At 62.1% G+C, this 17474-nt stretch carries 18 protein-coding genes, 2 tRNA genes and 2 pseudogenes; 16 read left to right on the forward strand and 6 right to left on the reverse strand.

Translation table 11 applies throughout. The features are described 5' to 3' along the window. The first annotated feature begins 5 nt into the window (after nucleotides 1-5). From pal to nadA, 7 genes are all read left to right on the forward strand, one after another. The gene (gene pal / locus BAY1663_RS04770; protein WP_011913905.1) at nucleotides 6-509 is read left to right on the forward strand and encodes a peptidoglycan-associated lipoprotein Pal; all 504 of its coding nucleotides are present in this window, start codon (nucleotides 6-8) and stop codon (nucleotides 507-509) included. Between the two features lie 6 nt (nucleotides 510-515). Next, a complete protein-coding gene (ybgF, locus tag BAY1663_RS04775) occupies nucleotides 516-1322 on the forward strand; it encodes a tol-pal system protein YbgF (protein WP_037038308.1) in 807 nt (268 codons plus the stop codon). Nucleotides 1323-1441: 119 nt separating this feature from the next. Then, nucleotides 1442-2089 carry a 7-carboxy-7-deazaguanine synthase QueE gene (gene queE / locus BAY1663_RS04780; protein WP_037038309.1) on the forward strand — a complete coding sequence of 216 codons (648 nt, stop codon included), beginning with the start codon at nucleotides 1442-1444 and terminating at the stop codon, nucleotides 2087-2089. Between the two features lie 57 nt (nucleotides 2090-2146). Further along, nucleotides 2147-2821, forward strand: coding sequence for a 7-cyano-7-deazaguanine synthase QueC (gene queC / locus BAY1663_RS04785; RefSeq protein ID WP_037038310.1), 675 nt, complete (start codon nucleotides 2147-2149; stop codon nucleotides 2819-2821). Nucleotides 2822-2891: 70 nt separating this feature from the next. Then, nucleotides 2892-2967: transfer RNA gene (locus tag BAY1663_RS04790), tRNA-Lys, on the forward strand. A 200-nt stretch (nucleotides 2968-3167) separates the two neighbouring features. After that, nucleotides 3168-4667 (forward strand): acetyl-CoA hydrolase/transferase family protein, encoded by a 1500-nt coding sequence (locus tag BAY1663_RS04795; protein WP_037038311.1) that lies wholly within the window; start codon nucleotides 3168-3170, stop codon nucleotides 4665-4667. A gap of 239 nt (nucleotides 4668-4906) precedes the next feature. Further along, complete coding sequence (gene nadA / locus BAY1663_RS04800; protein ID WP_037038312.1) at nucleotides 4907-5965, forward strand: quinolinate synthase NadA; 1059 nt, start codon at nucleotides 4907-4909, stop codon at nucleotides 5963-5965. Between the two features lie 76 nt (nucleotides 5966-6041). Here the strand turns inward: nadA and BAY1663_RS04805 are convergent, their stop codons facing one another. Continuing rightward, nucleotides 6042-7472, reverse strand: a complete 1431-nt coding sequence (locus tag BAY1663_RS04805; protein ID WP_037038313.1) for a M48 family metalloprotease — start codon at nucleotides 7470-7472, stop codon at nucleotides 6042-6044. A gap of 108 nt (nucleotides 7473-7580) precedes the next feature. On the opposite strand from BAY1663_RS04805, the gene BAY1663_RS04810 reads away from it, so the two are divergent. Together BAY1663_RS04810 and BAY1663_RS04815 are read left to right on the forward strand one after the other, a co-directional pair. Beyond that, on the forward strand, nucleotides 7581-7832 hold the full coding sequence (locus BAY1663_RS04810) for a sulfurtransferase TusA family protein (RefSeq protein ID WP_037038314.1): 252 nt from the start codon (nucleotides 7581-7583) through the stop codon (nucleotides 7830-7832). 18 nt (nucleotides 7833-7850) lie between these two features. Beyond that, a pseudogene (locus BAY1663_RS04815) lies at nucleotides 7851-8917 on the forward strand (AI-2E family transporter). Between the two features lie 177 nt (nucleotides 8918-9094). Here the strand turns inward: BAY1663_RS04815 and BAY1663_RS04820 are convergent. Together BAY1663_RS04820 and BAY1663_RS04825 are read right to left on the reverse strand one after the other, a co-directional pair. Next, the gene (locus BAY1663_RS04820; RefSeq protein WP_051497073.1) at nucleotides 9095-9613 is read right to left on the reverse strand and encodes a peroxiredoxin; all 519 of its coding nucleotides are present in this window, start codon (nucleotides 9611-9613) and stop codon (nucleotides 9095-9097) included. Then, on the reverse strand, nucleotides 9592-10152 hold the full coding sequence (locus BAY1663_RS04825; RefSeq protein WP_037038315.1) for a glycine cleavage system protein R: 561 nt from the start codon (nucleotides 10150-10152) through the stop codon (nucleotides 9592-9594). The genes BAY1663_RS04820 and BAY1663_RS04825 overlap by 22 nt, the downstream gene beginning before the upstream one ends. A gap of 230 nt (nucleotides 10153-10382) precedes the next feature. Here BAY1663_RS04825 and dapA point away from each other — a divergent pair, with 230 nt between their 5' ends. The 4 genes from dapA (at nucleotide 10383) to BAY1663_RS04845 (ending at nucleotide 13522) form a co-directional block, all read left to right on the forward strand. Further along, on the forward strand, nucleotides 10383-11261 hold the full coding sequence (gene dapA / locus BAY1663_RS04830) for a 4-hydroxy-tetrahydrodipicolinate synthase (RefSeq protein ID WP_037038316.1): 879 nt from the start codon (nucleotides 10383-10385) through the stop codon (nucleotides 11259-11261). A gap of 16 nt (nucleotides 11262-11277) precedes the next feature. Then, on the forward strand, nucleotides 11278-12378 hold the full coding sequence (bamC, locus tag BAY1663_RS04835) for an outer membrane protein assembly factor BamC (RefSeq protein ID WP_037038317.1): 1101 nt from the start codon (nucleotides 11278-11280) through the stop codon (nucleotides 12376-12378). Nucleotides 12379-12470: 92 nt separating this feature from the next. Next, nucleotides 12471-13340, forward strand: coding sequence for a phosphoribosylaminoimidazolesuccinocarboxamide synthase (locus tag BAY1663_RS04840; RefSeq protein WP_037038318.1), 870 nt, complete (start codon nucleotides 12471-12473; stop codon nucleotides 13338-13340). A 92-nt stretch (nucleotides 13341-13432) separates the two neighbouring features. After that, nucleotides 13433-13522 (forward strand) — tRNA-Ser (locus BAY1663_RS04845). Between the two features lie 147 nt (nucleotides 13523-13669). On the opposite strand, the gene BAY1663_RS04850 is transcribed toward BAY1663_RS04845, so the two are convergent. Then, the gene (locus BAY1663_RS04850; RefSeq protein ID WP_037038319.1) at nucleotides 13670-14311 is read right to left on the reverse strand and encodes an HD domain-containing protein; all 642 of its coding nucleotides are present in this window, start codon (nucleotides 14309-14311) and stop codon (nucleotides 13670-13672) included. Between the two features lie 113 nt (nucleotides 14312-14424). Here BAY1663_RS04850 and BAY1663_RS04855 point away from each other — a divergent pair, with 113 nt between their 5' ends. Continuing rightward, entirely contained in the window at nucleotides 14425-15411 is a 987-nt protein-coding gene (locus BAY1663_RS04855) for a GlxA family transcriptional regulator (protein ID WP_037038320.1), read from the forward strand. 138 nt (nucleotides 15412-15549) lie between these two features. Here BAY1663_RS04855 and BAY1663_RS04860 read toward each other — a convergent pair whose 3' ends face one another. Both BAY1663_RS04860 and BAY1663_RS24970 read right to left on the reverse strand, forming a co-directional pair. Continuing rightward, nucleotides 15550-16002, reverse strand: coding sequence for a carboxymuconolactone decarboxylase family protein (locus tag BAY1663_RS04860; protein WP_037038321.1), 453 nt, complete (start codon nucleotides 16000-16002; stop codon nucleotides 15550-15552). Nucleotides 16003-16029: 27 nt separating this feature from the next. Then, the gene (locus tag BAY1663_RS24970; protein WP_336436166.1) at nucleotides 16030-16311 is read right to left on the reverse strand and encodes a cupin domain-containing protein; all 282 of its coding nucleotides are present in this window, start codon (nucleotides 16309-16311) and stop codon (nucleotides 16030-16032) included. A 239-nt stretch (nucleotides 16312-16550) separates the two neighbouring features. Here BAY1663_RS24970 and BAY1663_RS24975 point away from each other — a divergent pair, with 239 nt between their 5' ends. Both BAY1663_RS24975 and BAY1663_RS04870 read left to right on the forward strand, forming a co-directional pair. Next, the gene (locus BAY1663_RS24975; protein WP_256046045.1) at nucleotides 16551-16775 is read left to right on the forward strand and encodes a LysR family transcriptional regulator; all 225 of its coding nucleotides are present in this window, start codon (nucleotides 16551-16553) and stop codon (nucleotides 16773-16775) included. A 70-nt stretch (nucleotides 16776-16845) separates the two neighbouring features. Continuing rightward, nucleotides 16846-17468, forward strand: a pseudogene (locus tag BAY1663_RS04870) (LysR substrate-binding domain-containing protein). Nucleotides 17469-17474: the final 6 nt, after the last annotated feature.

A 17474-nucleotide genomic window follows, 5' to 3' on the forward strand; every position in this document is an offset into this window, starting at 1 on the left:
TACAGATGGAAATGCTGAAATTCGGTAAGTTCACCGCTCTGGCTCTGGCCATGGCTGTTGCTGTCGGTTGTTCCTCCAAGGGCGGCGACGATTCGGGCGAAGGTTCGGGCGCGATCGATCCGAATGCCGGTTACGGTGCCGATTCGGGCGCCATCGACGGCAGCATGAGCGAAGAAGCCGCTCTGCGCGCCATCACCACCTTCTACTTCGAGTACGACAGCTCCGACCTGAAGCCGGAAGCCATGCGCGCTCTGGACGTTCACGCCAAGGACCTGAAAGGCAACGGCGCTCGCGTCGTGCTGGAAGGCCACACCGACGAGCGTGGTACCCGCGAATACAACATGGCTCTGGGCGAGCGTCGTTCCAAGGCCGTTCAGCGCTACCTGGTCCTGCAGGGCGTTTCCCCGGCTCAGCTGGAACTGGTTTCCTACGGCGAAGAGCGTCCGGTCGCCATGGGCAACGACGAGCAGTCCTGGGCCCAGAACCGTCGCGTCGAACTGCGTAAGTAATTCGTCATGCGCAAGTACCGTCACGCTCTGACTTTCACAGTACTCGGTCTGCCGCTCGCCGCGGTGGCTCAAGTGCCGGTTGTGGATTACGAACAGGGTGCCGCCAGTGGCGGCTCCGGTTATTCCACGGCCGCGCCGAGTGGTGACGGTGCCTATGCCGGAGGTGGAGCTGCTGCTCCGTCTTCGGCGCAGGGCATGCTCTTCCTGCAGCTGCAGCAGATGCAGGAAGAGATCGCGCAGCTGCGCGGCATGCTCGAGGAACAGCAGAATCAGATCCAGCGCCTGCAACAGGAGGGGCTGGAACGCTATCAGGATATCGATCGACGTCTGTCGAGCGGAGCGGCCGGTGTGAACCAGGCGGCGCCTGCACCCACGCCCAGCACGGCTGGTGCCGGGGCTCCGGCGGCCAGTCAGGCCCAGGCCGGGAGCCAGGCGGGTGATCCTGAGCAGGAGAAACTGTACTACGATGCCGCCTTCGATCTGATCAAGGCGAAGGATTTCGACAAGGCGAGCCAGGCATTCGCGGCTTTCCTGCGCAAGTATCCCAATAGCCAGTATGCCGGCAACGCCCAGTACTGGCTGGGTGAGGTGAATCTGGCCAAGGGCGACCTGCAAGGTGCCGGGCAGGCATTCGCCAGGGTCAGCCAGGCCTATCCGCAGCACAGCAAGGTGCCGGATTCGCTCTACAAGCTGGCCGATGTCGAGCTGCGGCTTGGCAATCGTGACAAGGCCCAGGGGATTTTGCGCCAGGTCATTGCGCAATACCCGAATACTTCGGCCGCACAACTGGCACAGCGTCAGCTCAATCGCTGACGACAACGGCGTATACGGATGAAACCCGCCCATCGAGCGGGTTTTTTCGTTTAGAATCGCCACCCTTTTTCCCGCAACGGAGGCGGATGGCCTGTTTAGCCGTCACGCCCGTGGCTGATATGCACCAGACCCTGCGAATTACCGAGATTTTCTACTCGCTGCAGGGGGAAACACGTACCAGTGGCCTGCCCACCGTGTTCGTACGCCTGACCGGCTGCCCCCTGCGCTGTCAATATTGCGATACCGCCTACGCCTTCAGTGGCGGAGAGTTGATGTCGCTCGACGCGATCATCGAGCGTGTCGCCGCCTGCAATCCCCGCTATGTCTGCGTCACCGGCGGCGAGCCGCTGGCCCAGCCGAACTGCCTGCCGTTGCTGCGGCGGCTGTGCGATGCCGGATACGAAGTGTCGCTGGAGACCAGCGGGGCGCTCGACATTTCCGCCGTGGACGAGCGGGTCAGCCGGGTGCTGGACCTGAAGACGCCGGGCTCGGCCGAGGTGCAGCGCAATCGCTACGAGAACATCGCTTCCCTGACGTCCAACGACCAGGTGAAGTTCGTCATCTGCTCCCGCGAGGATTACGACTGGGCCGTCTCCAAGCTGATCGAGTATCGCCTGGACCGGCGGGCCGGTGAGGTGCTGTTCTCGCCCAGCCATGGCCAGGTGGACGTGCGGGCGCTGGCGGACTGGATCGTCGCGGACAACCTGCCGGTGCGCCTGCAGCTGCAGTTGCACAAGATCATCTGGAACGATGCGCCGGGACATTGAGTCGTTCAGCTCCGGCCGGTTTCATCCGGGCGCAGCATTCGTTGTGAGGATCGCCAAATGAATGAGAAGAAAGCCGTCATCCTGTTGTCCGGTGGGCTCGATTCGGCCACGGTCGTGGCCATTGCGCGGGACCAGGGGTATCGCTGCTACAGCATGAGCTTCGACTACGGGCAGCGGCATCGGGCCGAGTTGCAGGCCGCCGAGCGGGTTGCCCGGCAGCTGGGCGTGGTCGAGCACAAGGTCATAGGGCTCAACCTGAACGGCATCGGCGGATCGGCGCTGACCGACGACAGCATCGACGTGCCGGAAGCACCCAGCGAAGGGATTCCGGTGACCTACGTGCCGGCGCGCAACACCGTGTTCCTCTCGCTGGCGCTGGGTTGGGCCGAGGTGCTCGGCGCGCGGGACATCTTCATCGGTGTCAACGCGGTCGACTATTCGGGCTATCCGGATTGCCGTCCCGAGTTCGTCGAGGCGTTCGAGCGCATGGCCAATCTGGCGACCAAGGCCGGGGTCGAGGGGCGGGGCTTCCATATCCAGGCGCCGTTGCAGAGCCTGAGCAAGGCACAGATCGTCCAGGCTGGGGTGCGCTTGGGGGTTGATTACGCAATCACGGTGTCCTGCTACCAGGCGGACGAGGATGGACGGGCCTGCGGCAAGTGCGACAGCTGCCGCCTGCGTGCGGCGGGTTTCGCCGAGGCCGGGGTGGCCGACCCGACCCGTTATCGCTGAAGGCGGGCTAAATCTTTTTTAAAAAAAACTTTGATTTCATCAATCAAATCAGTATCATGCGCCCCGCATCGGGTCGTTAGCTCAGTTGGTAGAGCAGTTGGCTTTTAACCAATTGGTCGTAGGTTCGAATCCTACACGACCCACCATATTCTCTTCGTGAGAAACGAAAAGCCGGATATCCAGCAGGGTATCCGGCTTTTTTCATATCCGCAGTCTTGAATTGGATAGTCTGACTACCTTGGTCGGTTATAAGCGGCATATTTCACTACGACCTTAGTAGATGGGCCAAGCCTTTTTAAACGTAATAGACTGCGGCCTTCCGATACTCCGTTGGTTCGAGGCTCAAATGTCTTATTCTGATCGCATCCGCTTGTCCTCTCTGCAGAGCAAGGTCATGAGCGCCCACGAGGCCGCTACCTTTATTCGCGACGGCATGACCGTCGGCATGAGCGGCTTCACCCGTGCAGGCGAAGCCAAGGCAGTGCCCCTCGCGCTGATCGACCGTGCAAAGGACGAGAAGCTGCAGATCAGCCTGGTCACCGGCGCCAGCCTGGGTAACGACCTGGACGGGAAAATGGCCTCTGCCGGCCTGCTGGCCCGCCGCATGCCGTTCCAGGCCGATCCGGTTCTGCGCAAGGCCATCAACCAGGGCGAGGTCATGTTCATCGACCAGCACCTGTCGCACACCGTCGAGCAGATGCGCAACCACCAGATCAAGCGTCCGGACGTCACCATCATCGAAGCCCTGTGCATCACCGAGCAGGGGCACATCGTCCCCACCACGTCGGTGGGCAACTCGGCGAACCTGGCCATGTTTGCCGATCAGGTGATCATCGAGCTGAACATGGCGCACCACCTGAACCTGGAAGGTCTGCACGACATCTACTTCCCGGGCGAGCGTCCGAACCGTGGTCCGATCCCGCTGACCAAGGTCGACGACCGCATCGGCACCGCGGCCATTCCGGTCGATCCGGCCAAGATCGCCGCGATCGTCATCACCGAGCAGCCGGATTCCTATTCCACCGTCACCCCGCCGGATGAAGAGACCCAGGCCATCGCCAATCACCTGGTCGAGTTCTTCAAGAACGAAGTGGCGGCCGGTCGCATGGCCAAGAACCTCGGCCCGATGCAGGTCGGTATCGGCAATATCGCCAACGCCGTGATGTGCGGCCTGATCGATTCGCCGTTCGAAGATCTGGTGATGTACTCCGAAGTGCTGCAGGACTGCACCTTCGAACTGATCGACGCCGGCAAAATGAAGTTTGCCTCCGGTTGCTCCATCACCCTGTCCGAGCGTTGCAACGATCGCGTGTTCGGCAACCTGGAGAAGTACAAGGACAAGCTGGTGCTGCGTCCGCAGGAGATCTCCAACCATCCGGAACTGGTGCGCCGTCTCGGCATCATCGGCATCAACACCGCGCTGGAGTTCGACATCTACGGCAACGTCAACTCCACCCACGTGGGCGGCACCAAGATGATGAATGGCATTGGTGGTTCGGGCGATTTCGCACGCAACGCGCACCTGGCCATCTTCGTGACCAAGTCGATCGCCAAGGGCGGCAACATTTCCAGCGTCGTGCCGATGGTCGCCCATGTCGACCATACCGAGCATGACGTGGAGATCCTGGTTACCGAGCAGGGTCTGGCCGACCTGCGTGGCCTGGCTCCGCGTGAGCGCGCACGCGTCATCATCGACAACTGCGTGCACCCGTCCTACCGCGACGCGCTGAACCGCTATTTCGACGCCGCCTGCGAGAAGGGCGGTCAGACTCCGCACCTGCTGCGCGAAGCGATGGAGTGGCACATCAATCTGGAAGAACGTGGTCACATGCTCAAGGGCGACTGACCCAAACGAACCGCCGGCTGATGCCGGCGGTTTTTTGAGGCCAAAAAACGCTGCCTCGCCTCTTCTACCCCCGCTTTCCCTTTTGCAGACGCTTCGGCTAGTATTCGTGCCCCCTTGTAACGGCCGGGCAGCGAGCCTGCATCCCTGCATCTCCCTGTTCCTCGCCTCGTCCGAGCGACCCGATTGACCGGGTTATACTCGGCGCATCATGCAAACACGTGCTGGCAGGACCCGCGACCATGACGCAGATACCCGAACGCATTCTTGTGCAGGCTCACCTGGCGGCCAAGCAACCCAGGCCGTTGACGCCCGAGCAGGAAGCGCAATTGCGCCACGACATCGCTGCCGAACTGAAGCGGCAGAATGCTGTGCTGGTGGCGCATTACTACACCGATCCGGTGATCCAGGCGCTGGCCGAGGAAACCGGCGGTTGTGTCTCGGACTCGCTCGAGATGGCGCGTTTCGGCAACGAGCATGCGGCGCAGACTGTAGTGGTCGCCGGTGTCAAATTCATGGGCGAGACGGCGAAGATCCTCAATCCGGAAAAGCGCATCCTGATGCCGACGCTCGAGGCGACCTGCTCGCTCGACCTGGGCTGCCCGGTGGAGGAGTTCTCCGCCTTCTGCGACCAGTACCCGGAGCGTACCGTGGTGGTCTATGCCAATACCTCGGCGGCGGTCAAGGCACGCGCGGACTGGGTGGTGACCTCCAGTTGTGCGCTGGAGATCGTGGAAAGCCTGATGGATAACGGCGAGAAGATCATCTGGGCGCCGGACAAGCATCTGGGCACCTATGTGCAGCGCGAAACCGGGGCCGACATGCTGCTCTGGGATGGCGCCTGCATCGTCCACGAGGAATTCAAGGCCAAGCAACTGGCCGACATGAAGGCCCTGTATCCGGACGCGGCGATCCTGGTGCACCCGGAATCCCCCGAGGCGGTCATCGAACTGGCCGATGCGGTGGGCTCCACCAGCCAGTTGATCAAGGCCGCGCAAACGCTGCCGCACCAGACGTTCATCGTCGCGACCGATCGTGGCATCTTCTACAAGATGCAGCAGCTCTGCCCGGAGAAGACCTTCGTCGAAGCGCCGACCGCCGGCCAGGGGGCGACCTGTCGTAGCTGCGCGCATTGCCCGTGGATGGCGATGAATACGCTGGAGCGTACCCTGGAATGCCTGCGCACCGGCAGCAACGAGATCTTCGTCGATCCGGCGCTCATACCGCGTGCGGTCAAGCCGCTCAAGCGCATGCTCGACTTCACCCATGCGGCGCGGCTCAAGCAGGCCGGCAACGCCTGACCGGGGCGCTAGAAAAGCGGGGCGGGTCTATCCCGCCCTTTTTCGTTTGGCTGCAAGCGTATGAGCGATTTCGACCTCAGCGCAGCATTTCATCGACCATGCGTTTTTCGTCGGTCAGTTGTTTCTGGCGGGCATCGATGCGGGATGCGAGCTGGAAATTGCTGGCACGACGCTTGGCGAGGCCAAGCTGTTCGATTGCCTGGTCGTAATCGCCCACCAATGCGAAATACTCCGCGCGCGCCTGGTGCAGGCCGACGATGTTGCCGCTGAGTCCGCGTACCTCGGCCACCTGATACCAGATGTCCGGGTCCTTGCTCCGCTGCTCGATCAGACGGTCGAGTTCGCGTTCGGCCTGCTGTGTCTGGCCCTGTTTCATCGACAGGTCGATCTGCATCTGCCGCACCGGGTAGTTGCCCGGATAGAGTTGCAGCATCCGCTGCAGGCGGGCATCCGCCTGCTGCAGGCGATTGGAGGTTATGTCCAGTTCGATCTGCGCCAGGTTGTAGATCAGGTCGTCCGGCTCCTTGGCGAGCAGCGGCTCCAGGCTGCTGCGCGCCTCCTCGAGCTGGCCGCCCTTGATCTGGGCCAGCGCCAGGCCGTAGCGGGCGGCATCGAGCCCGGGGTTCTCGTTGAGCATGGCGCGGAAGCGCTTGGCGCCGACGCCGGGCGTACTTTCGAATTTCAACTGCGTACGCGCCCGTATCAGCTGGTAGCGCAGGCTGTCCTGGGCGCCGCCCGCGGGGTACTGTTCGGCGCGGTTGGTGGTATCGGCGATGCGCGACTCGCTTACCGGGTGGGTGAGGAGGAATTCCGGCGGCTTCTGGTCGTAGCGGTACTGGCGCAACAGACGCCCGAACATGGAAGGCATCGCGCGCGGGTCGTAGCCGGCTTTTTCCAGGTTGACGATGCCGATGCGATCGGCTTCCTGTTCGTTCTGCCGCGAAAAGCGCCGCTGAGCCTGGATGGCGGCGGCCTGGCTGGAGACGATCGCGGCGATGCCGGCATCGCCGGCCCCGGCTGCCGCTGCGACGACACCGGCGAGCATGGCCGCCATCATCGGAATCTGCATGCGCTGCTGGGCTTCGAGCCCGCGGGCGAAATGGCGCTGCGAGAGGTGCGCCAGTTCGTGGGCCAGTACCGAGGCGTATTCGGCTTCGGTCTGGGCATGGATGAACAGGCCTCCGTTGACCCCGATGATCCCGCCTGGCGCGGCGAAGGCATTGAGCTGCGGGCTGTCGAGCAGCACGAACTCGAGGCGGCGGTCCTGCAGCTGGCTGGTCTCGGCGAGACGATACACGCTGCTCTCGACATAATCCTTGAGCAGCGGATCGGAAAGCTGTTGCACCTGTCCGCGCAACAGGCTCAGCCAGGCCCGCCCGAGCTGGTGCTCCTGTTCCGGTGAGACGATGCCGGAGCTCGAATCGCCCAGCGACGGCAGGTCGTCGGGCAGTGCAGGTTGGGCGATCAGGCAGGCGAGCGTCAGCAGGGTAGGGCGCAGGAATTTCATCCAGACAAGCTCATGAACGTGAGGACGCTACTGTAGCCTTGACCTTGACCGGCTGGCCAGAGGCCCGCTGTGCTAGGTATCCTGCGTGACTTTTCTGCGGAGACGACCATGACTGACGCGCGCCCCGGCAATATCGAATGCGATGCCGAGCTGGATGCTGTCGGGCTCGATTGCCCGATGCCCCTGCTCAAGGCCAAGTTGGAGCTCAATCGCCTGGCCAGCGGTGCGGTGCTCAAGGTCACGGCCAGTGATCCGGGCTCGCAACGCGATTTTCGCAGCTTCGCCAAATTGGCCGGCCATGCGTTGCTGCATGAAGAGGTCGAGGACGGCATTTATCGTTACTGGCTACGCAAAGCCTGATTCGTTTCGAGGGGTTTCATGCTCAAGGTCCTGCGCGGTTGGGTGCATCGCTATTTCTCCGATGAAGAGGCGGTCGTGCTCGCGGTCCTGTTGTTCCTGGCATTCGCCGCGGTCCTGACGCTCGGCAACATGCTGGCGCCGGTGCTGGCCGGTCTGGTGCTGGCGTTTCTCATGCAGGGGCTGGTGGGGGTGCTCGAGCGTCTGCGGGTGCCGCATCTGTTGGCGGTCTGGCTGGTTTTCCTGATGTTCATCGGGGTGCTGGTGGTGTGCATCCTGTTCATCGTGCCGCTGCTCTGGCAGCAGGTGCTGACGCTGTTCAACGAACTGCCGCGCATGCTGGTGGAGTGGCAGTCCCTGTTGCTGCTGTTGCCGGAGCGCTATCCGCAGCTGGTCAACGAGGACCAGGTGCTGCGCGGGATCGACTTCATGCGCGGGGAGATCGGCCGCTATGGCCAGGTCATGCTGACGTCGTCGCTGTCCAGCCTGCCGCTGTTGATCGGGTTGATGATCTATCTGGTGCTGGTGCCGATCCTGGTGTTCTTCTTCCTCAAGGACCGCCAGCAGATCGGTGACTGGATCAAGGGCTACCTGCCCCGCGAGCGCGGCCTGATCACCCAGGTCTCCCAGGAAATGAACCTGCAGATTGCCAACTACATTCGCGGTAAGGCCATCGAGATACTCATTTGCGCCGTCGTGTCCTACGTGGTGTTCGCGGCGCTGGGGCTGAATTACGCCGCGCTGATGGCCATGCTGGTCGGCGTATCGGTGGTGGTGCCCTACATCGGCGCCACCGTGGTGACCATTCCCATCGCGCTGATCGCCTTGTTCCAGTGGGGGGTGGGCGACCAGTTCGTCTATCTGATGGTCGCCTACACGATCATCCAGGCGCTCGATGGCAACGTGCTGGTGCCGCTGCTGTTCTCCGAGGCGGTGAACCTGCATCCGGTGGCGATCATCTGCGCGGTGCTGCTGTTCGGCGGGCTCTGGGGCTTCTGGGGGTGTTCTTCGCGATCCCGCTGGCGACTCTGTTCAAGGCCGTGCTTTATGCCTGGCCGCGCAATGCGCCGCCGGTGCTGCCGGAGTGAGCCTGTAGAAAGGAAAGGGTCGGCTGATGCCGTAATACTGTTCACTTGACGACTCAAGCTGGATGTTGGATCTGCAGGAGCGGGCCATGCCCGCGATTCGCGCGCATGGCCCGCTCCTACAAAGTACTCTCCATGCTTATCTGAACAGCATTACGGCTGATGCCGGCCCTTGTCGTTTCAGCCCTGGTTCAATGCCTGCGCGGCCTGTAGCACCGCTTCGACATGGCCGGGCACCTTGACGCCGCGCCACTGCTGGCGCAGCACGCCGTTGCGGTCGATGAGGAAGGTGCTGCGGTCGACCCCCAGGTATTCCTTGCCGTAGAGCTTCTTCAGCTTGATCACGTCGAACAGCTGGCAGAGCTGCTCGTCCTTGTCGCTGATCAGCTCGAACGGGAAGCCTTGTTTGGCGCGGAAATTCTCGTGGGTCTTGAGGCTGTCGCGCGACACGCCGAAGACCAGGGTGTTGGCCGCGAGAAAGGTCTGGTGCTGGTCGCGAAAACCCTGGCCCTCGGTGGTGCAGCCCGGGGTGTTGTCCTTCGGGTAGAAGTACAGCACCACCTGCTTGCCGGCGAGCGACTCGGGGCTGACCTGCTGGCCGCTGGTGGCCTGGGCCTGGAAGGGCGGGACGGGTTGGTCGAGTTCGACGGCATGATGGCTCCTTGCTGTGCTTGCTCTTACGGATTCTGCGGACGCCAGGGCTCGATCAGGGCGTCGAGGTTCAGTGCGTCGGCGAAATCGAGGAACTGGTCGCGCAGCCAGCTGATCTGGGTGCCGGCGGGGAGGGTGACCGTCAGGGTGGCATTGAGCATGGTGCCGCCGGTCTGGGGCGCCTGGTAGGTGTCACAGGTCAGGCTTTCCAGTTCGACGCGGTGGTCGATGAAGAACTGGCACAGTTCGTTGAGGATATCCGGGCGGTACGCCGCGCTGACGTAGGCTACGTAGGGCAGCGCCTGCGGGCGGCTTTCCAGCGCCTCGCTACGCACCACGTTGGCGGTGAAGGCGTGCTTCTTGGCCAGCCCGGGCAGCGCGGTTTCCATGCGGGCCAGCGCATCCCAGCTGCCGGCGACTTCCAGGACCAGCGCACTGCACTCGCCATGGCGCGTCAGCCGGGTGCTGACTACGGCGCAGCGGTTCTCGTTGGCGGCCCGGCAGAGCACGTTGGTCAGCTCCATGGGATTGGCGCCAAGGGCGCTGATGACGAGAAATTGTTCGCGGGGTACGGGCGGGGTGGACATGCAGCATTCCTGGCGGTGGTGAATCGGTCGGCCAGCCAAGCCGAAAACGGCTAAGGGTAGCGAAAAGCACGCCACGAGGGAATGTGTATCGGCAAATGAGCGGCACCGCTCCGTTGCGTGTCCGGGCATGGCGGCCGGCGTTGCGCGCCGTGTTTGCTGGCCACTCGCAAAGCGCTTGGGAGCCTTGTACCATTACGGCTCTTTTAATTATTCCGGCAGGAGTGGTTTGCATGATTGCGGGCAGTATAGTGGCGCTGGTCACGCCCATGGATGCGCAGGGCGGCCTGGACTGGGACAGCCTGAGCAAACTGGTGGATTTCCATTTGCAGGAAGGCACCCATGCAATCGTTGCTGTCGGGACCACGGGTGAGTCGGCCACGCTGAGTGTCGCCGAACACATCGAGGTGATCCGGCGGGTCGTCGACCAGGTCAACGGTCGCATCCCGGTGATCGCCGGTACCGGCGCCAACTCCACCAGCGAGGCCGTCGAGCTGACCGAGAACGCCAAGTCCGCCGGCGCCGATGCCTGCCTGCTGGTGACGCCGTACTACAACAAGCCGACCCAGGAAGGCCTGTACCTGCACTTCAAGCACATCGCCGAAGCCGTGGCGATCCCGCAGATCCTCTACAACGTGCCCGGGCGCACCGTATGCGACATGCTGCCGGATACGGTCGAGCGGCTGTCGAAGGTGCCGAACATCATCGGCATCAAGGAAGCCACCGGCGACCTCAAGCGCGGCCAGGAAGTGCTGGATCGCGTCAGCAAGGATTTCCTCGTCTATTCCGGTGACGATCCGACCGCCGTCGAGCTGATGCTGATGGGCGGCAAGGGCAATATCTCGGTGACCGCCAACGTCGCGCCGCGCGCGATGAGCGACCTCTGCAAGGCCGCGATGGCCGGGGACGCCGAGACGGCGCGCGCCATCAACGAGCGCCTGATGCCACTGCACCGCGCCCTGTTCCTCGAAGCCAATCCTATTCCGGTCAAGTGGGCGCTGCACGAGATGGGCCTGATGGGCAACGGCATCCGCTTGCCGCTGACCTGGTTGAGCCAGAGCTTCCAGGAACCGCTACGCCAGGCAATGCGCCAAACCGGTGTACTGGCTTAATAACAAAGGAATACGCATGAAGCGACTGGCCGGACTCTCGACCCTTGCTCTGATCATCTCTGCCACCAGCGGTTGCGGCTGGCTATGGGGCGAAGACGGATACTTCCGTGATCGCGGAAGCGACTATCTCTCGGCGCGCCAGGTCGCGCCGATGCAGGTGGCGGTCGAGGGCGAGACCCGTCCGCTCGACCCGCTGCTGCCGATTCCGCAGCAGGTCGCCGACAGCACCGTCAGCGGCGAGTACGAAGTGCCGCGCCCCCAGCGTTTGCAGGTCGCGGCCGATGTCAGCGATTTCAGCATCCAGACCTCTGGCGATTCCCGCTGGCTGGTTGCGCAGCATACGCCTTCGCAGGTATGGAATGCGGCGCGGCAATTCTTCACCGACAATGGTTTCAGTCTTGCCGAAGAGCGTCCGCAGACCGGCGAATTCAGCACCGCCTGGCAGCGCAGCGATCAACTCGACCAGGCCCTGGTGCGCAACCTGGGCATCCAGGACGGTGAAACCCGCGTGCGCGTACGCGTCGAGCCGGGCGTGCAGCGCAACACCAGCGAGATCTTCCTGGTCAGCGTCAAGCGTCCTGCCGGCAGCACCACAGACGTGGCCTGGCCGGAAACCTCCAGCAACAAGGAACTCGATCGCGTGCTGCTCGACGAGTTGCAGGCCAGCCTGAACCGCAGTGCCCAGGCGGGCGGTTCCGTATCGCTGTTGGCCGAGCGTGATTTCGATGCGCCGAGCCGGGTCAGCCTGATCGAAGACGGCAACGGCAACCCGGTGTTGCAGCTCGATAGCGATTTCGATCGTGCCTGGTCCAGCATCGGCCGTGCCCTGCAGGCCAGCGATGTACGGGTCGACGACCTGGATCGCAGCCTGGGCGTGTATTACGTCAACCTGGCCGAGGGCGCCGTGAATGCGGACGACAAGCCCGGCTTCTTCGCCCGGCTGTTCGGCGGTGCACCGGACAAGGACGAGATCGAGGCGCGCGCCGAGCGCTATCAGCTTCGCCTGACACGCGCCGCCGACAGCATCCAGGTGACCCTGGACAAGAGCATCGATAGCGTCGCGCCGGCCGATGTCTCCCGCCGCGTGCTCAACCTGATCAAGGACAATCTGGGCTGAGTGAACCGCAGCCCATGCTCCGATCCAATAGGCGAAACCCCGGGTTTCGCCTGTTTCGTTTCTGATGACCTGCTAACTGCGGAAATTGCCCCATGACCACTCCCACCGCCCTCAGCCTGAAGAAAATCTACTCGGGCAAGGTTCGCGACCTCTACGAGATCGACGAAAAACGCATGCTCATGGTCGCCACCGATCGCCTTTCGGCGTTCGACGTGATCCTCGCCGAGCCGATTCCGGAGAAGGGCAAGATCCTCACCGCCATCTCCAACTTCTGGTTCGACAAGCTCAAGGACCTGGTGCCCAACCATTTCACCGGTGACAGGGTCGAGGACGTGGTGCCGGCTGCCGAACTGCCGCTGGTCGAAGGACGAGCGGTGGTGGCCAAGCGCCTCAAGCCGGTCGCGGTGGAGGCCATCGTGCGCGGTTACATCGCCGGTTCGGGCTGGAAGGAATACCAGAAGAGCGGCACCGTTTGCGGCATCCAGCTGCCGGCCGGGTTGAAGGAGGCGGCCAAGCTGCCGCAACCGATCTTCACCCCGTCGACCAAGGCGGCCGTCGGCGATCACGACGAGAACATCTCCTTCGAGCAGTGCGAAGCCATCGTCGGCAAGGAATTGGCGGCCAAGGTGCGCGACGTTTCCATCGCGCTGTACAGCGCGGCGGTCGAATACGCCGCCACCCGCGGCATCATCATCGCCGACACCAAGTTCGAGTTCGGCCTCGACGAAGACGGCACCCTGACCTTGATGGACGAGGTGCTGACGCCCGATTCGAGCCGCTTCTGGCCGGCCGACAGCTACGAAGAGGGCAAGAACCCGCCGAGCTTCGACAAGCAGTTCGTCCGTGACTGGCTGGAGTCCACTGGCTGGAACAAGCAGCCACCCGCGCCCGCGGTGCCCGCTGACGTCGCGCAGAAGACCGCCGACAAATACCGCGAGGCTCTGACCCGCCTGACCGCCTGAATGACCGGTGGCTGCAACATGCTGAAAAGCTGAAAAAATGTATGCGGTTGGGGTTCGACAAAGCCCGCTGAACTGCTATCATGCGCGCCGCTGGAGAGATGCCGGAGTGGCCGAACGGGACGGATTCGAAATCCGTTGTACCTTCGCGGGTACCTAGGGTTCAAATCCCTATCTCTCCGCCATTACATGAAACACGAAGCCCCTGATTTCAAAGCAGAGATCAGGGGCTTCGTTGTTTCTGGGTGGGCACTAACCCTCTCCGCCTGTTCCGAGGTGACGGCTGAGATCGGTCAACGCCAGATATCGATACCCAAGCCTGCGTTGCCTTTTCAGCCCTTCCAGGCCGACGCGCGGATCACGCTGCAGAAGTTGCCTCGGTGGAAATGCGGTTCCTTGTCGTGAATCACATCGGCCTTCACGTTGCCGAACGTGGTTTCGGGCTTGTGCCTGATGCCGTCGTAGAAGGCCTGGATAATGTCCTCCTTGAAATGCTCGGTACGTGGATGTACGCGCACTACGGCTTCACGGTCGATATCGACGAAGCTGTCGTAACGAATGCCGAGCACGTCCATTTCCACTCCTGCCGTCAGCAAGGCGATCTCAGATGCCATGAACTCGGGGATGCCGGGGGTCGTATGCAGGGCGATGGCGGTCCAGACCTTCTCGACCTCGCGCTCGCCTATGCCGCGGCTGCGCAGGAAATCGGCAGCCGCATTGGCGCCATCGACTTCGAAACGCTTGTCATGGCTGCTATGCGCATGGGTCAACCCCATGTCGTGGAACATGGCGCCGGCATAGAGCAGTTCCGGGTCGTAGCGCAGCCCGCGTTGCCGACCCGCCAGCGAGGCCCAGTAATAGACGCGACTGGAATGGTGGAACAGCAACGGTGATTCGGTATCGCGTACCAGTTCGGTGATTTCACGGGCCAGCTTGCTATCGGGAATGGCGATGTCGCCAAGAGTGAAGTGCATGGTCGACTCCTGTTCGGTGGAGGGGTTGCCTCGAGTTTATGGGTGCAGCAGAATGTCCTCAATCATCGTTAAACGACGAAATGAGCCATTTGCGAACATTCCGGACGTCCGCCATGCCTACATCACGAAATATCGGTCTCCTGGGCATCGAAGGGGTCCAGTTGCTGGACATATCGGGCCCGCTCGATGTCTTCGCCGAGGCCAACGTGCAAGCCGGCGCCGAGATCTATCACTTGCATGTGGTAGCGCTGCGACGCGGTCCAGTGCGGGCGTCATCAGGCGCGAGGCTGTTGCCGGACATCGCGATCGAGGACGATCCGAAAGCAGCGCGCTTGCCCAGGTTCCACACGTTGCTGGTTGCCGGTGCGCCGCACGCGGGCGACGCTACAATCGAACCGCTGGTGCTCGATTGGATCCGTCGAACGGCCCCCCTGGCTCGGCGCTTCGGCTCGGTCTGCAGCGGCGCATTCCTTCTAGCGGAGGCCGGCCTGCTCGATGGCCATCGCATCACGACCCACTGGGCTGTAGCCGACGCACTGGCGGCACGCTATCCCGAGGTGAAGGTGGACGCCGATGCAATCCATGTACGCGACGGCAAGCTGCACACGGCGGCGGGTGTCACCGCGGGGATGGACCTGGCGCTGGCGCTCGTCGAGGAAGATCTTGGCCGTGACATCGCTCTCAAGGTCGCCAGCCAACTGGTGATGTACTTCAAGCGCCCCGGCGGCCAGGCGCAGTTCAGCCGACGTGAAGCCCCCGCGGCAGCGAATCGCTCAGCATTGCAGGAACTGCAGCGCTGGGTCGCGGCGCATCCAGCGCAATCGCACGATGTACAGAGCCTGGCGGCGCGGATCGGTGTCAGCCCGCGTCACCTGTCGCGACTCTTTCGCGACGAGGTGGGCGTAACGCCTGCAAGCTGGGTAGAAGCGGCGCGAGTCTCGGCGGCGAGGCTCTTGCTCGAAGAGGGAAACCTCGCACCCAAGCAGGTGGCAGGGGCGTGCGGCTTTTCCAGCGTCGATACCTTGCGACGGGCATTCATGCGCGTCGTGGGAGTAACGCCGGCGGAGTATCGCAAGCAATATGCCTCGGCGCTGGAGTGAGGGATGCCACTGCTCGGCACTGAACTGCCCGACCCAGTGGAATTCGGGGCGTGCGGTATGATGGCCGCGACGGTTGCGGCCGAACCGTCGCTATCCGCCCAGAAGCTGCTATTGGCCAAGCGGTCGTGATCTCCCGGTTCAGGCAATGGCAGCCGCCGGCGTGTTGCGGAAACTGATCGCCATGCGGTTATAGGCATTCATCAAGCTAACCGCGATCGTCAGGTCCACCAATTCTTTCTCGCTGAACGCTGCCCTCGCTGCCTGGTAGTCCGCGTCGGGAACGCCCGTGGCAGAAACGCGTGTCACCGTCTCCGCCCAGGCGAGCGCTGCGCGTTCCTGCGTAGTGAACAGCTCTCCGGCTTCGCTCCAGGCCTGGACCAGCGCGATCTTCTCGACTTTCACGCCCTTGTTCAGCAAATCTCGTGTGTGCATGTCGAGGCAATAGGCGCAGTTATTGATTTGCGATATGCGCAGGTACATCAGTTCCACCAACTCGCCCGGCAAACCGCTTTGGAGAACGTAGCCATATACCCCGGCGAGGGCCTTCGCACCGCCCGGTGCAACTTGGTTGTAGTCGATTCGTTGTGTCATTTTCGGTTCCTTGTTCGATCCTGTGAGTCACTTCGTCGGCGTGGTCAGTTCTTTGTCTTCGGTGTCGACGACGAACACGGCCAATAACTTTGCCGGTTCTGTTTTGCTCGCATTGCGGCTGATGGAATGGCTCGCACCCGGCGGCTCCGACCAACTCTGCCCCGTGTTGTAAATGCGTGGCTTGCCGTCGTTGACCTTCGATTCGATAGAGCCGGCCACCACATAGGCATAGATATAGGCCGACTTGGCGTGAACGTGCGAAACGAGGCACTGCCTGGGGGGTATACGACCTCTACTGCTATCAGGGATTTTCCGGGGAGATTAGGGATGGTCTCCTCGAAGTTGGGGATGACCTCATCTAGAGATTGATCCGCCAATGAGGGGTGGCGCAGGCGAATGCCGCGATAGCACATAGTGCTGCAGTGAAGCCATTGGCTCGTTTGGTCATGGACATTGTCCTCTGGGAGGGGGCAGGGCGACTTTAATAGGGCATATTTTCCGGATAAAGTATTTGGAATAGTTTTTTCTTTACGAGTTTTCGGATAATCATGGCGCTCGATCGCTTGGAGGCTATGCGCGCTTTTTGTCGCATCGTCGAGGTAGGCAGCTTCAACAAGGCTGCGGAATCGCTGGGCTTGGCCACCACGACGGTTTCAGGCCAGGTCCAGTCGTTGGAGAAGCTTTTGGGGATCAAACTGCTGCACCGCAGTACCCGCAAGGTTTCGCCTACGACCGAAGGCGCTGCGTACTATGCGCGCGCGGAATGTGATTGACGAGGTAGACGAGCTGGAGGCGTCGGTCTCGCAAAGCCATAACCTTGTCAGGGGGCGGGTTGCGGTCGAAATGCCTTCGCCGGTCGGCATCTTTCTGGTTATTCCCGCGTTGCCCGATTTCGCGGCGAAGTTTCCGGAAATCCGGCTTGATATCGGTTGCAGTGAACGCGTCGTCGGATTAGCGGAAGAAGGCATCGACTGTGCGATCAGGGGCGGGACGTTGGTCGATCTTGATCTGGTATCCAGAGCTATTGGGCAGATGCGATTTTGCTTCTGCGCATCTCCCTCATACCTGGCAACGGCACCTCTGCTCAATCATCCTGGCGACCTGACGCAGCATCGGCATCTGGGATTCAAGTTCCCCGGAACGGGTAGGCGCTTCATTCCAACCTTAACGCGTGGGAATGAAAGCTTCACACTCGACCAGACTCCCTATATGTATTTCAACAATGGCAGCGCAGTTACCGCCGCTGCGTGGCAGGTCTTGGCATTGCATACTTGCCCAGGGCCGAAATCGAGCATCAACTCCAGGCTGGTGATCTTGTCGAGATTTTTGGCGACTGGCATATGGCAAGCATGCCTATTTCGATCGTTTATCCGTCGACCAGGCATATATCGGCCAAAGTCCGCGCATTCGCCGATTGGATCGCGCTATTGATGGAGTCCGATCCGTTGTGGCGTTTGGACGGATAAGACAGC

The organism is Pseudomonas sp. BAY1663 (genome assembly GCF_000582595.1).
In the GTDB taxonomy this organism is placed as follows: Bacteria; Pseudomonadota; Gammaproteobacteria; order Pseudomonadales; family Pseudomonadaceae; genus Stutzerimonas; species Stutzerimonas stutzeri_AF.